The organism is Micromonospora sp. NPDC049282 (assembly GCF_043197045.1).
Taxonomy (GTDB): Bacteria; Actinomycetota; Actinomycetes; order Mycobacteriales; family Micromonosporaceae; genus Micromonospora.
The window spans coordinates 315,069-327,799 of sequence record NZ_JBICSL010000002.1; the positions used below are offsets into that span (position 1 = coordinate 315,069).

Consider the following 12,731-nt stretch of genomic DNA (forward strand, 5'->3'; position numbering starts at 1 on the left):
GGCAGGCTGGGCGGTGCGCGGGCGTCAGCGTTTGCGGCGTTCCGGGTGGGCCCGGTTCCAGGCCCGCATCCGCTCCGGGTACCCGGTGCGGGCCGCCTCGTAGAGCGGGACCGCGTGCCGCCGGGCGATCCTGCCGGCGACCCGGGGCGAGCCGGTGCGGCGGCGGATCCACTCGCCGTCGTGGGCGACGGCGACCACCGTGGTGTCGGTGGCGGTGGTCTCCGGTTCCAGGTAGAACTCGACCCCACGCCGGCTGGTCACGAACGCCTCCAGCTGGGCGAGGTCCTCCGGGGTCGCCTCACGGTCGAGCTTCGTCGGGGTCGTCGGGTCGGCGGCTCGCCGACTGAACCAGCCCATACCCGCCTCCTCTCCTCGGCGTCCGTCCCAGTGCAGCACGCGCGCCTGGCAGCGGCCTGGGAGCCCGGTGGGAGTCGGCTGGGCCGCGCGGTCAGCGGGCCGGCGGCGCGGTGGCCGCCGGCGGGCGGAGCACCGGCACCAGCGCGAGCGTGGGCAGCAGGAGCAGCGGCACCAGGCCGAGCGCGTTCAGCACGCCGAAGTGGTCGCCGAGGAAGCCGAGCAGCGGCGGCCCGGCGAGGAACGCGGTGTAGCCGATGACCGCGACCACGCTGACCCGGGCCGGTGCCTTGTCCTCGTCGTCGGCGGCGGCGCTCATCCCGACCGGGAACCCGAGCGACGCCCCGATCCCCCAGAGCGCCACGCCGACCACGGCCAGCGGGCCGGAGCCGGCCAGCACGGCCAGCGCCGCGCCGGCGGAGGCGAGCCCGATGGTGCCGAACAGCACCGGCACCCGCCCCCAGCGGTCGATGGCGACCGTGCCGGCGGTGCGGCCCAGGGTCATGCCGACCACGAACACGCCGAACACGAGGGCGCCGACCGCCTCGTCGACCCCGTACCCGTCCACGAACGCCACCGCGAGCCAGTCGTTGGCGCTGCCCTCGGTGAACGCCATGACCAGGACCAGCAGGCCCACCAGCAGGGTGCGCGGCTCCCGCCAGACGGCCAGCAGCGCGCGTCGCCGGGCCGCCGGCTCGCCCGCGCCGGTCGACTCGGCCGGCGCGGACAGGAACGCCCGGGCGCCGAGCACCGTGCCGGTCAGGATCAGCACCGCCAGCACCGGCAGGTGCACCTCGATCGGTACGCCGAGGCGGGCGGCGCCGGCGCCGAGCCCGGCGCCGGCCACCGAGCCGAGGCTCCAGGCGGCGTGGAACCGGGGCATGATCGTCCGGCCGAGTCGTTTCTCCACCGCCGCGCCCTCGACGTTCATCGCCACGTCGCACAGGCCGGAGCCGAAGCCGAACGCGGCGAGCCCGACGCCGACGCCGACCACCCAGCCGGCCAGGCCGGTGGCGAGACCGGCCACCGTCATGCCGAGCGCGACCAGCACGGTCGCCACGACCACCGTGCGCGCCGGGCCGATCCGCTGGGTGACCAGGCCGGCGGCGGGCATGGCCAGCAGCGCGCCCACCGACATGCAGAGCAGCAGCAGGCCGAGCCGGCCCGGGTTGAGGTCGAGCGCCTCCCGGACCGCGGGCACCCGGGAGAACCAACTGGCCACCGCGAGCCCGTTGAGGGCGAAGACGACGGCGACGCCGGTGCGGGCGGCCAGCACCGGCCGGGGCACCGGTGGCCGCCGCGCGGCCGGTGCGTCGAGGGTGTTGCTCACGTGCGGTCGTCCCTTCCCCCGGATGGTTCCCGACGACGATCGCACACCTGAGAGCGCTACCACCACAAGCCTGCCCGCCCCTTACCCGGCGCGGCCCCGGACCGGGCATGATGCGACCCATGGGTACGCCGACCGCACGACCCGCCACGCTCGACGACGTGGCCCGGGCAGCCGGGGTGTCCCGGGCCACCGCCTCGCGGGTGCTCGGTGGCTACGGTTTCGCCTCGGCGGGCGCCCGCGCGCGGGTGGGCGCCGCCGCCGATCTCCTCGGCTACGTGCCGGACCTGACCGCCCGGGCGCTGGTGCGGGGCGCCGGCGTGCGGCTGGTGGTGGCCGTGGTGGGCCGCGACGACCGGATCTTCGACGACCCGTACGTGCACCGGGTGGTCAGCGCCGCGTCGCGGGTGTGCGGGCCGCACGGGGTCGGCGTGGCGCTGGAGTGGCTGCCGCTGACCGACCCGTCCGGCCTGCACCGGCTCGGCGCCGACCGGGGTGTCTGCGGCGTGATCCTGGTCAACACCACGCAGGCGGCGCTGGACGCGGTGCCGGCCCGGCTGCACGGTCGGGTGGTCTCCATCGGCCGGGGTTCGGCGGCCGTGCCGTCGTTCGACGTGGACAACGCCGCCGGCGCCGGCGCGGTGCTGCGCCACCTGTACGCCACCGGCCGCCGCCGCGTCGTCATGGTCACCGGCCCGCGCTGGTTGACCTGCGCGGAGCGGTCGGTGACCGCCTACCGGGGGCTGATGCGCGCGTCGGGCTCGCCGGCTCGGCTGGTGACCGGCGACTTCACCGCGGCCCGCGGCGGTTCGGCCGCGCTGGCGGCGTTGCGCCGGTGGCCGGACGTGGACGCGATCTACGCGGCCAGTGACGCGACCGCGTTCGGCGTGATCGCCGCGTTGCGCGGGCAGGGCGTGCGGGTGCCGCACGACGTGGCGGTCGCCGGTTTCGACGACCTGCCGTACGCGGCGATGGGCAGCCCGGCGCTGACCACCGCGACCCACCCGGTCGACCGGATCGCCGCCGCCGCGGCCACGGCCGTGCTGACGGAGGCGCCGGCGGCACCGGCCACCGCCTTCGAGTCGACGCTGGTGGCCCGGGAGAGCGCCTGACCGGGCCGGTCAGCGCTCCGGCCCCGCACCGCCTCCAGCGCCGCCGCCTCGGCCCGGGCGGCGTGGCCGTCGGCGACCCCCTCCTGGCCGCTGAGGTCGGCGGCGAGCGCGTCGCCGGCCGCGCGTACCGCCTCGGCCAGCGTGCGGACGCTCGCGCCCGGTTCGGCCGGCACGGGCCCGGCGGCGCGGGTGAACGTGACCGCGGCCCGGGCCAGCACGCGGACGTTGCGCACGGCGTAGTCGATCTGCCGGATCGAACCCTCCACCGAGCGGAGGCGGCCGAGGTGACGGCGGCGCCGGACGTTGAACCGGAGCGCCTCGCCGGCGGCCCGGACCGCGCCGCGCAGCCGCTCCGCCCGGCGTCGGCGTGCCGGGCCCGTTCCAGCGCGGCGAGCGCGGCCTCGTCGTCGGCGCGGTCGAGCGCGCCGCCGATCAGCCTGGCGGGCCGGACGGCAGTGATCGGCGGCACCTGGTCGGACGGGATCAGGCGCCGGCGAACGCGCGCAGCAGGGTGCGTACGCCGGCGCGCAGGTCGTCCCGGCTGGCCGGGGTGCCGGGCGGTGGCGCGCTGAGCGCCCCGGCGCCGACCAGGCGGTCGAAGAGCAGTCCGTCGACGAACGCCACGAACTGGTCGCCCTGCCGGACCGGGTCGGCGGCGCCGGCCCGGGCCAGCAGTTCCCGGGCCTGCACCCGGAGGATGCTGCCGTGGTGCAGGATCCGGCGCAGCTCCGGCCGGTGGGTCGCCTCCAGCAGGCAGGCGTACCGGGCGAGGGAGCGGCTGCGCCCGGCGGTGAGCCACCGGTCCAGCACCTCCGCGACCCCGGCGGCGAGCTGGTCGAGCCCGTCCGGCCCGAGCGCCGGGGCCGGCCCGGTCGGGGCCGTGGGCAGGTCGTGGGCGGCCAGGTCCACCCGGTCGAGGTCGGCCAGGCGCTGCACCACCGCCTCGATCAGGGCCTGCCGGGTACGCAGGTACGCCGAGGTGGTGCCGGGTGGCATCCCGGCCCGGGCGTCGACCGCGCGGTGGGTGAGCGCCCGCATGCCACCGGCGGCGAGCAGTTCCACCGCCGCGTCGGCGAGCAACGCCACCCGGGCCGCCCGTGCGCTCACGTCCGCTCCCCCTCGATCCGATCCGTTGGGCGTAGTATCGCTTTCTACATCTGTAGAAGGAGGCACGGGGTGGACGACACGCACGCGGTGGTGGTCGGCGCGGGCATCGGCGGGCTGGCGGCGGCGCTGGCACTGCACCGGCGCGGGTGGCGGGTCACGGTGCTGGAGCGGGCCGCCCGCCCCCGCGAACTCGGCACCGGCCTGACGCTGATGACGAACGCGCTGCGCGGGCTCGACGCGCTCGGCCTGGGCGACGCGGTCCGGCGGGACGGCACGCCCGACACCCCCGGCGGCCTGCGCGCCAGCTCCGGCCGGTGGCTGTCCCGGGTCGACGGCGCCGACCTCGAACGCACGCTCGGCACCTCGGCGCTCGGCATCCACCGGACCGCCCTGCACCGCCTGCTGCGGCACGCGCTGCCCACCGGCGTGCTCCGCACCGGCGTCGACGTCGTGGACGTCGACGCCGACACCCCGTCGGTGACCTACCGGGCGGACGACTCGGTCCACGACCTCGCGGCGGACCTGGTGGTCGGCGCGGACGGGCTGAACAGCCTGCTGCGCCGGCGGTTGTGGCCGACGCTGCCGCCGCCGGCCTACTCCGGCTCGACCGCCTGGCGCGCGGTCGTCTCCTGGTCCGCCCCGGTGGCGACCGCCGTGACCTGGGGCGCCGGCCGTGAGTTCGGCACCGTACCGCTCGGCGACGGCCGGCTCTACTGGTACGCCGCGGACATCGCGCCGCCCGGCGGCCGGGCGCCGGACGAACTGGCCGCGGTCCGGGACCGGTTCGGCGACTGGCACGACCCGATCCCGGCGCTGCTGGCGGCCACGCCGCCGGAGGCGGTGCTCCGGACCGACCTGCTGCACCTGGCCACCCCGCTGCCGACCTACGTGCGGGGACGGGTGGCGCTGCTCGGCGACGCCGCGCACGCCATGACGCCGCACCTGGGCCAGGGCGCGTGCCAGGCGATCGAGGACGCCGTCGTGCTCGGCGCCGCCTGCGCGGACGGGCCGGCGGACCTGGCCGGCGCGCTGGCCGCGTACGACCGGCAACGGCGACCACGCAGCCAGGCCGTGGCCCGGGCGGCGCTGCGCACCGCGCGGTACGGCCAGCAGCTACGCAACCCGGTGGCGCTCGCCCTGCGCGACACCGTGCTCCGGCTCACCCCGTCCCGGGCGGCGCTGCGCGGCATGGCCCGGTACGCCGACTGGCAGCCACCCGCCTGAGCGTCGACGTACCGGGCCGGGCGTTCGGCGGGCGACCAGCAGCGGGCCCGGCCGCCCGGCGCGGCCTCGGCGCCCGGGCGGCCACCTGGTCCGGCCGCTCCACCCAGGTCGAGGTGTCGGGTCGATCGACCCTGGTCGCCACCGCCCGCCCGGGTCCCCATTGGAGGAGGAAGAGAGAGAGGGGGCCCTCATGGGCACGGGTCTGTGGCGTCGGCACCTGAGATGGATGTACCGGGACGGTCGACCGAACCGGCTGGCCCGGGTGTTGAACGGGCTCTCCGCCCGGCAGTTCGCCGCCGGGCTCGCTCCCGGACACTGGGTGACGCTGGAGGTGAGGGGCCGGCGCACCGGCCGGATCGTCGCCCTGCCGCTGGTGGTCGCCGACCTCGAGGGCGAGCGCTACCTGGTGTCGATGCTCGGCGACCGGGTCAACTGGGTGGCCAACGTACGGGCCGCCGGCGGGCGGGCGGTGCTGCGCCACGGCGGCCGGGAGGCGGTCCGGCTGGTCGAGGTCGACGTGGCCGACCGACCGCCGATCCTGCGTCGCCACCTGGCGCTCGCCCCCGGCGCGCGACCGCACGTGCCGGTCGACCGGCACGCCCCGCTCGCCGCGTTCGCGCGCGTCGCCCCGGACATCCCGGTCTTCCGGATCATCGCGGACCGGCCGGCGTCGGGAAAGGAGGAATGACAACCTTTCAGCATATCGATCGCATCCGTTCTCGGGGTCGTCCGAATGGGAGAGGTGACCGGTAAGATCGGCGACAAAGCGGCGGCTGATCGCTGACTGCCGAACCCGCCCCGACCGCCCACACTGGGCGCATGAATAGGAGACTCCGCCGCAGCCGGATATTCAGCCTCGCGGTGTGTCTCGCCCTCGTGGCGGCACTGAGCGGCTGCATGCAGCTCAACCTCGGGTTGACCGTGAACGCCGACGACACGATCTCCGGTCAGCTCCTGCTGACCGCCGAGAAGTCCGTGCTCAAACAGCGCAACCCGGACGTCGCGGTGGCCTTCGCCGAACTGCGGCAGAACATTCCCACGCTTCCCGCCGGGACCGAGACCCGGTACGAGGACGGCAACTTCTACGGCATTCAGATCGCCTACCGGAAAACACCGCTGGCACAATTCACGAGCGAGAGTGTGAATCTTGTTCGGGACGGCGATCTCTATCGCTTCTCGCTCCCGCTGGACCCGAAGAAATACGGCGGGAAGGTGGCCGAACAGGACCCCCGGAACCAGCAGACGTTCATGACCTTGATGTCGTTCGAGATCTCCGTGACGTTCCCCGGCCGGGTGCTCGACACCAACGGCACGATCACCGGCCGCTCGGTGAGCTGGAAGGTGGTCGCCAACCAGGCCAAGCCGGCCGAGCTGCGGGCCGTCGCCGAGGCGCCGCCGGCACCACCCACCAGCGCGGTCGCCGCCGTGGTCGACGGTGGTTCGTTCCCCTGGCTCCCGGTCGTCGCCGGAGCGGTCGTGCTGCTGCTGGTCGTCGCCGTGGTCGTCGTGCTGCTGCTGCGCCGCTCCCGGGGCGGGAGCCCGGGCGCGAGCCCGGCCGCGCCCACCACCGGACCGGCCGCACCCGCCGCACCGGCCGCGCCGACGCCTCCCGCCGGGCCACCGGTCTGAGTCCCGCCGAACCGGCCCGCCGACCGCCGTCGAAGGTCGCCGGGCCGACCCCGATCACCGGCGACGCCCGCCGGCCCCACCGCCAACCGGGCGGACCCGCGGTGAGAGCCGCGGACCGCCGCACCATCCCACCCGAGACCGGACCACCGCACCGTCGAAAAGGGGGATCGCCGTGAACGATCTCTTCACCTGGGCCGCCCTGGGCGGCCTGACCGGCGCCAGCGCCGCCACCCTGCTCGCCACCAACGTCATCGGCGGCCTGATCGGGCCGAGCGGCGACAAGGCACGCAAGTGGATCGCGCTGGGCTTCGCGCTCCTGCTGTCCTACCTGACCGCCGCGTTCGCCGACGCCGGCCCGGAAAAGTGGATCATCGCGTTCTTCAACGGGCTGGTCATCTTCTCCGCCGCGCTCGGCATCAACCAGCTACCCCCGGGCAACCGGCAGGCGACGCAGGCGTCGCCGACCCAGCTCGCCCAGGGGCGCGAGCCCCGCTACGTCCGCTCCTGGGTCTGAGAGAGGTGACCGTCATGGTCTTCGGCATCCTCAGCGCCGCCGTCCAGGTCCTCTTCGGCGCCGTCCTCGGGCAGTTCGCCGCGGGCACCGTCGGCCTGCTGGTCGGCGCGGTCGTCGGGTTGCTCGTCGGCGCGCCCTTCGGCTGGGCGACCGCCTCGGCCGGCACCTACGGCGCCGACCCGAAGGGGATCTTCCTGTTCGTGGTCGACCACACGTGGAGCCTGCTGAACACGTTCGCCGGGGCGCTCTACCTGGCCCTGCACCTGATCTTCGGCCACCAGCTCGACCGGGTCGTCTCGGCCGGCAGCGGCCGGGTCAACGTGGTCGAGGGCGTCTCGCCCCGCTACGCCACCACCATCGGCACGGTCTGCGCCGGGTCCAGCCCGGGCATCCAGCGGCACGAGGACGTGCACGTGTTCCAGGCCCGGCTGCTCGGCCCGCTCTACCTGCCGCTGGTGGCGCTCAACTACGCGCTGTTCACCATCGCTCCGGTGTGGCTGCTCTGGCACGACCACACGAACGCGCCGATCAACCGGTTCACCCGCTACTTCGAGATCGGCGTCTACCCGCACGTCTGGAACGAGGCCATCGCGTACCGGATCCAGGGGACGCCGCCGCGATGACCGGCGCCATCGAGGCGGCCGTCGCGGACGTCACGTCCTGGCTGGCCGGGGCGGCGGGTGAGCCCGTCCCGGTCGGCCCGCCGCGCGACGAACCGGGCGGCGGCCTCACGGTCTGGCCGCTGGAGCTGCGGCCGGCCCGGCAGACCGCGACCGGCGGCGCGACGCGCGAACCGTACCGGTTCGTGGTCCGCCTGCTGGTCAGCGGCGGCGGACCGGCGGCGCTGCCGGCGCTGGACCGGGTGCTCGCCGCGGCCACCACCGGTACCGGCCGGCCGGAGCTGGTGCTGGACGCCGGCGACCCGGCGCTGTGGCGGGCGCTCGGCGTGGCGCCCCGGCCGGCGCTGCTGCTCGACGTGCCGGCGCGGATCGACCGGCCGGCGCCGACCGCGCCGCCGGTGCGGCAGCCGCTGCGGCTGCGGCAGCTCGACATGCGCACGCTCGACGGCCGGGTGGTCGGGCCGCAGGACCAGCCGCTCGCCGCGATGCGGGTGGAGCTGGTCGGCACCGCCCAGGCCACCGAGACCGACGCCGCCGGCCGGTTCCGGCTGGTCGGCGTGCCGCACGACCCCGACGCCCCGGACCGTCCGGTGCGGATCCGGCTGGTCGGCCGGGGGCGGGTGCACACCGCCGAGCTCGACCCGGCCGGCGACGACCTGGTCGTCGTCCGCGCCCCCGACTGACTCCCCAGGAGGACCGATGCCCACCTACTTCTCCCCCGGCATCTACGTCGAGGAGGTGCCCTCCGGGGCCCGCCCGATCGGGCCGGTCGGCATGAGCACCGCCGCCTTCGTCGGGGTCGCGCCGAACCGCACCGCGCACGTCGACCGGCCGCTGGCGGTCAACAGCTGGACCGAGTTCCTCCGCCTCTACGCCGACGGCGAGCACCTGGAGAGCACCCCGCTGGCCCGGGCCGTGTTCGGCTTCCTGGACAACGGCGGCACCCGCTGCTGGGTGGTCAACGTCGGCGAGGGCGGCCAGCTCACCGGCACCGGTGGGCGGCGCGGCGGGCTGCAACTGCTGGAGGCGATCGACGAGATCTCCATCCTGGCCGCGCCCGGCTACCACGACCCGGTCTCGCACGAGGCCCTGATCAGCACCGCCGAGCGGCTGCGCACCATGGTCGCGATCTGCGACCCGCCGCCCGAGGTGGCCGACGTCTCCCGGCTCACCCGGGTCGCCACACCCGGCAAGCCCGGCAAACCCGCCGAGCCGTCGGCCGGCAAACCCGCCGAGGGTACGCCGAAGGACGCCGACGAGGACGCGCCCGGCACCGGCGGCGACCGGCCCCGGCAGTCCGACTTCGCCACCTACTACTTCCCCTGGATCCGGGTCCGCGACCCGCTCAGCGGGGACCTCGTGCTCACCCCGCCGAGCGGGCACGTGGCCGGCATCTGGGCCCGCACCGACGCGCTGCGCGGCGTGCACAAGGCGCCGGCCAACGAGCCGGTACGCGGCGCGGTCGACCTGGCGTACCGGGTCACCCGGCCGGAGCACGACGTGCTGAACCCCAAGGGGGTCAACGTGATCCGGTTCTTCGCCGGCGAGGGCATCCGGCTCTGGGGCGCCCGTACGCTCGCCGCCGAGGCCAGCGAGTGGCGCTACCTGAACGTGCGGCGGCTCTCCATCTCCATCGAGCAGGCCATCGCCAACGGCACCCGCTGGATGGTGTTCGAGCCGAACGACTTCACGCTGTGGCGTTCGATCCGGCGCGACATCGGCGCGTTCCTGACCCGGGTGTGGCGCGACGGCGCGCTGCTCGGCCGCACGCCCGAGGAGGCGTTCTTCGTCAAGTGCGACGAGGAGACCAACCCGGCCGACGTACGCGACGCCGGGATGGTGGTGGCGCACATCGGCATCGCGGTGGTCAAGCCCGCGGAGTTCGTGGTGTTCAAGCTGAGCCAGTGGGCCGGCGGCACCGAGACCGAGACGATCGGAGGCTGACATGCCGACCACGGCCACGCCGCAGCCGGGCGCACCCGTCGACCCGTACCGGGCGTACCACTTCAAGCTGCTCATCAACGGCATCACCAACGGGCACTTCACCGAGGTCAGCGGCTTCGAGGTGGCGATACCGTCGCTGGCCTACCGGGAGGCCGGCAACGAGCGCATCCGCGCCGTGCCCGGGCAGGTCGAGTACGCCCCGGTCACCCTCCACTTCGGCCTGACCAACGCCCGCGAGCTGTGGGACTGGGTGAACGCGGCGGCGAAGGGCACGGTCAACCGGCGCAACGTGTCGGTGGTGCTGCTCGATCCGGCCGGCACCGCCGAGGTGCTGCGCTGGAACATGATCAACGCCTGGCCGACCCGGTGGCGGGGCGCCCACCTGAACACCCTCTCCCAGGAGATCGCCATCGAGGCGCTCACCCTGGCGTACGAGGGACTGGAGCTGGAGGCCGGCAGTGCGGCCGCCCCGGCGACCGCGTGACCGGCTGGCCCGCGCGCTGCGGGCCACCGCCGACCGTCTCTCCGACCCCGGTCCCATCCCCCGCCGCGCACTCCCCGGCAGCCACTCCACTCTCGCGGACGTCCGGCCCACACGTGCCGGCAGCCGCTCCGCGCTCGCGGACGACGGGTCCGCGCTCACCGGCGAACGGTCCGCCGACCTGCCGCCGCGCCGCCCCGGTGAGCCGCCCGAGCACTGGCTCCGCCTGGTCGCCGCCCACGCCCCCGGCCTCCTCCACGACCTCGCCCATCCCCCGCTCGGCACCGATGGTCGAGGAGTGGACGTCAACTCCGGGCGCCCCGCCGACGGGAACTCCTTGATCACCGACCGGCGCGGCCGGTGGGCCCGTCTGTGGCAGCTGTGGCGGACACCCGCCGGCTCGCCGAGATCTTGGAGCGAAAGGGCCCCCATAGGGGCCGATTCCTACCAAGATCTCCGGCAGCTCCCGACGAGTGGGACGGGGCTCCCATCAGGTGGCGAGGCGGCTGCGGACGCTCCGGGGGACGCGGGTGGGGCGGGCGAAACGTCGGCGGTTCACTCCGATGTGGACGTCGGGGTCGGGTGGATCGAGTCGGCCGGGCCGGACCACATTGACGCGGGTCCGGTGCGGACGGGACGGGAGCCGAGCGGAGCCGGGCCGGCGCGGCGGGGCGCGCCGGGGGGACGGACCGGCCTCACCGGTCGGGCGCTCGACACGGCACGGTCCGCGCACGTGTGGAGGGCCGATTCCTCCGATCCCGCGGCATCCGGCGGCGATCCGGTGACCCGGCCCGGCCTGCCGTGCTCGGGCGGCGCCCCGGGGTGGGGCGGCCCCGCCGGTTCGACCGGCGTCACCGGACCCGCCACCACGGGGGGCACGCACAGCCTGGCCGGACCGGTCGACAGGGCCGGCCCAGGCGACACGGCCGGACCAGCCAACACGGCCCGAGCAGCCGAACCGGTCCGAGCAGGCAGTACCGCCGGAACCGGCGGATCAGGGCCGCGGGGTACCGCAGGAACGGGCAGGAGGGGACCGGGCACCTCAGGGTCGCTCGACGCCACGGGTTCGGCCGGATCCGTGGAGGCGGCCGGCGGAGCCGGGCGGGTGGGTGCGCTGTCGGGGTGGCCGTTCCGCCGTGCGGGACGACTCGACCGCGACGGTGCGCGGGCGGTGGCGTCCGACGCTCTTTTCCACCACGGCAGCCGGACCGCCGCCGTCGGGCCCACGGTCGACGGGGCGGACGGTGTGCCTCCGCTCCTCCTCGCGCCCGGGCGACGCGGATCGTCCGAGGCCGACGGCTCGCCCGGGACCAGAGCCGGCCTCGGCCCGGCGCGGGTCACCGAGCCGCCCCGCAGCGACGGCTTCCGAGCGAGGTGGGGTGCCGAGGCTCCGGTGCCGACCGCGATGGGCGAAAGCCGGACCGGTCCGTCGAGCCCGTGGCCGTCACTGCCGGACGAGGCCGGCGGCGTCCGGGCGAGCGGCACCGGACGAGCGGACGCGGCCCGACCGGACGGCACGAGCGCGGGAGGCCGCGCGGCGCACCGCGACCGGTGGCCGGCGCTGCCGGACGAGCCGGTGCCCTGGCCGTCGACCGCACCGCGCGCCGCGTGGCGGGAGAGCCGACTGGACCGGGAACAGGCGGGTGGCTGATGGAACGCGTCGCCTTCCTCGTGGACGAGTCCGGCACCCGGGTCGACTGCCTGCTCAACCCGGAGACCGTGCAGGTCACCCGGCTGGCCGGGCTACGCCCCCGCGGCGGCCCGGACGGTCCGCTGACCGGCGCCGGCCTGGCCGACGACCCGCTTGTCTACACCGGCGGTGGACGTACCGAGCTGGTGCTGGACCTGCTCTTCGACCTCGACTTCGTGGAGTCTCCGGCCCGCCCCGGCGACGTCCGCGCGCTGACCCGGCCGCTGTGGATGCTCGCCGAGAACTCGGCGGTCGAGCACGGCTGGCCCCGCCCGCCGCTGGTCCGGCTGGTCTGGGGCAAGACCTGGAACGTGCCGGGCGTCATCGCGGCCATCGCGGAACGGTTCGACGCGTTCACGCTCACCGGCACGCCGCGCCGCTCCTGGCTGCGGCTGCGGCTGGTCCGGGTGGCGGAGACCGCCGAGGCGGCCCGCGCCGGCTTCGAGGAGGAGCTGGCGGCGGCGAGCACGCCGACCGTGGCGCCCGGCTCCGCGGTGGTCGCCGCCGCCGACGGCGCGGCCGAGCCGGGCTGGTCCGGGGTGCGGTTCGACCTGCTCGCCCACGACGCGTTGGGGTCACCGCTGCGCTGGCGGCTGCTCGCCGAGCACAACCGGATCACCGACCCGCTCGCGGTGCCGGCCGGCACCGCCCTCGCGGTGCCGGCGATCGGCGCCACCGCGCCGCCCGAGGCCACCGACGCGACGGGAGGCACCCTGTGAACCCACGCGA

General features: G+C 75.9%; 14 protein-coding genes. 11 read left to right on the forward strand and 3 right to left on the reverse strand.

All coding sequences use genetic code 11. The annotated features are described in order from the left end of the window. Positions 1–24 precede the first annotated feature (24 nt). Complete coding sequence (locus ACGFI2_RS05280) at positions 25–357, reverse strand: hypothetical protein (RefSeq protein ID WP_393510924.1); 333 nt, start codon at positions 355–357, stop codon at positions 25–27. Between the two features lie 91 nt (positions 358–448). Further along, complete coding sequence (locus tag ACGFI2_RS05285; protein WP_393510927.1) at positions 449–1,684, reverse strand: MFS transporter; 1,236 nt, start codon at positions 1,682–1,684, stop codon at positions 449–451. 119 nt (positions 1,685–1,803) lie between these two features. On the opposite strand from ACGFI2_RS05285, the gene ACGFI2_RS05290 reads away from it, so the two are divergent. Then, positions 1,804–2,793 carry a LacI family DNA-binding transcriptional regulator gene (locus ACGFI2_RS05290; RefSeq protein WP_393510930.1) on the forward strand — a complete coding sequence of 330 codons (990 nt, stop codon included), beginning with the start codon at positions 1,804–1,806 and terminating at the stop codon, positions 2,791–2,793. Between the two features lie 483 nt (positions 2,794–3,276). On the opposite strand, the gene ACGFI2_RS05295 is transcribed toward ACGFI2_RS05290, so the two are convergent. Next, a complete protein-coding gene (locus ACGFI2_RS05295) occupies positions 3,277–3,900 on the reverse strand; it encodes a TetR/AcrR family transcriptional regulator (RefSeq protein ID WP_393510933.1) in 624 nt (207 codons plus the stop codon). Between the two features lie 69 nt (positions 3,901–3,969). Between ACGFI2_RS05295 and ACGFI2_RS05300 the strand changes: the two genes are divergently transcribed. The 10 genes from ACGFI2_RS05300 to ACGFI2_RS05345 all read left to right on the forward strand — a co-directional run bounded on the left by ACGFI2_RS05300 (position 3,970) and on the right by ACGFI2_RS05345 (position 12,721). Further along, positions 3,970–5,124, forward strand: coding sequence for an FAD-dependent oxidoreductase (locus ACGFI2_RS05300; protein ID WP_393510936.1), 1,155 nt, complete (start codon positions 3,970–3,972; stop codon positions 5,122–5,124). 190 nt (positions 5,125–5,314) lie between these two features. Beyond that, positions 5,315–5,812, forward strand: a complete 498-nt coding sequence (locus ACGFI2_RS05305) for a nitroreductase family deazaflavin-dependent oxidoreductase (RefSeq protein WP_393510939.1) — start codon at positions 5,315–5,317, stop codon at positions 5,810–5,812. Between the two features lie 131 nt (positions 5,813–5,943). After that, positions 5,944–6,753 carry an LppM family (lipo)protein gene (locus ACGFI2_RS05310; RefSeq protein ID WP_393510942.1) on the forward strand — a complete coding sequence of 270 codons (810 nt, stop codon included), beginning with the start codon at positions 5,944–5,946 and terminating at the stop codon, positions 6,751–6,753. Between the two features lie 172 nt (positions 6,754–6,925). Beyond that, positions 6,926–7,267: a hypothetical protein gene (locus ACGFI2_RS05315; protein WP_393510945.1), complete on the forward strand. Its 342-nt coding sequence runs from the start codon at positions 6,926–6,928 to the stop codon at positions 7,265–7,267. 14 nt (positions 7,268–7,281) lie between these two features. Further along, positions 7,282–7,890, forward strand: a complete 609-nt coding sequence (locus tag ACGFI2_RS05320; protein ID WP_393510948.1) for a glycine zipper family protein — start codon at positions 7,282–7,284, stop codon at positions 7,888–7,890. Further along, on the forward strand, positions 7,887–8,570 hold the full coding sequence (locus tag ACGFI2_RS05325) for a carboxypeptidase-like regulatory domain-containing protein (RefSeq protein WP_393510951.1): 684 nt from the start codon (positions 7,887–7,889) through the stop codon (positions 8,568–8,570). Before ACGFI2_RS05320 ends, ACGFI2_RS05325 begins: the two co-directional genes overlap by 4 nt. Positions 8,571–8,586: 16 nt before the next feature. Then, positions 8,587–9,831: a phage tail sheath family protein gene (locus tag ACGFI2_RS05330; protein WP_393510954.1), complete on the forward strand. Its 1,245-nt coding sequence runs from the start codon at positions 8,587–8,589 to the stop codon at positions 9,829–9,831. A gap of 1 nt (position 9,832) precedes the next feature. Beyond that, the gene (locus tag ACGFI2_RS05335; RefSeq protein ID WP_393510957.1) at positions 9,833–10,315 is read left to right on the forward strand and encodes a phage tail protein; all 483 of its coding nucleotides are present in this window, start codon (positions 9,833–9,835) and stop codon (positions 10,313–10,315) included. 1,402 nt (positions 10,316–11,717) lie between these two features. Then, positions 11,718–11,963 (forward strand): hypothetical protein, encoded by a 246-nt coding sequence (locus tag ACGFI2_RS05340; protein ID WP_393510960.1) that lies wholly within the window; start codon positions 11,718–11,720, stop codon positions 11,961–11,963. Beyond that, positions 11,963–12,721 (forward strand): hypothetical protein, encoded by a 759-nt coding sequence (locus ACGFI2_RS05345; RefSeq protein ID WP_393510963.1) that lies wholly within the window; start codon positions 11,963–11,965, stop codon positions 12,719–12,721. The genes ACGFI2_RS05340 and ACGFI2_RS05345 overlap by 1 nt, the downstream gene beginning before the upstream one ends. Positions 12,722–12,731 lie beyond the last annotated feature (10 nt).

What these genes read in the sequence shown, in the direction of transcription:
- ACGFI2_RS05335 (WP_393510957.1), top strand. Translation starts at nt 9,833, where the DNA reads ATGCCGACCACGGCCACGCCGCAGCCGGGCGCACCCGTCGACCCGTAC.
- ACGFI2_RS05340 (WP_393510960.1), top strand. Translation starts at nt 11,718, where the DNA reads ATGGGCGAAAGCCGGACCGGTCCGTCGAGCCCGTGGCCGTCACTGCCG.
- ACGFI2_RS05280 (WP_393510924.1), bottom strand. Translation starts at nt 357, where the DNA reads ATGGGCTGGTTCAGTCGGCGAGCCGCCGACCCGACGACCCCGACGAAG.
- ACGFI2_RS05305 (WP_393510939.1), top strand. Translation starts at nt 5,315, where the DNA reads ATGGGCACGGGTCTGTGGCGTCGGCACCTGAGATGGATGTACCGGGAC.
- ACGFI2_RS05345 (WP_393510963.1), top strand. Translation starts at nt 11,963, where the DNA reads ATGGAACGCGTCGCCTTCCTCGTGGACGAGTCCGGCACCCGGGTCGAC.
- ACGFI2_RS05325 (WP_393510951.1), top strand. Translation starts at nt 7,887, where the DNA reads ATGACCGGCGCCATCGAGGCGGCCGTCGCGGACGTCACGTCCTGGCTG.
- ACGFI2_RS05310 (WP_393510942.1), top strand. Translation starts at nt 5,944, where the DNA reads ATGAATAGGAGACTCCGCCGCAGCCGGATATTCAGCCTCGCGGTGTGT.
- ACGFI2_RS05330 (WP_393510954.1), top strand. Translation starts at nt 8,587, where the DNA reads ATGCCCACCTACTTCTCCCCCGGCATCTACGTCGAGGAGGTGCCCTCC.
- ACGFI2_RS05320 (WP_393510948.1), top strand. Translation starts at nt 7,282, where the DNA reads ATGGTCTTCGGCATCCTCAGCGCCGCCGTCCAGGTCCTCTTCGGCGCC.
- ACGFI2_RS05290 (WP_393510930.1), top strand. Translation starts at nt 1,804, where the DNA reads ATGGGTACGCCGACCGCACGACCCGCCACGCTCGACGACGTGGCCCGG.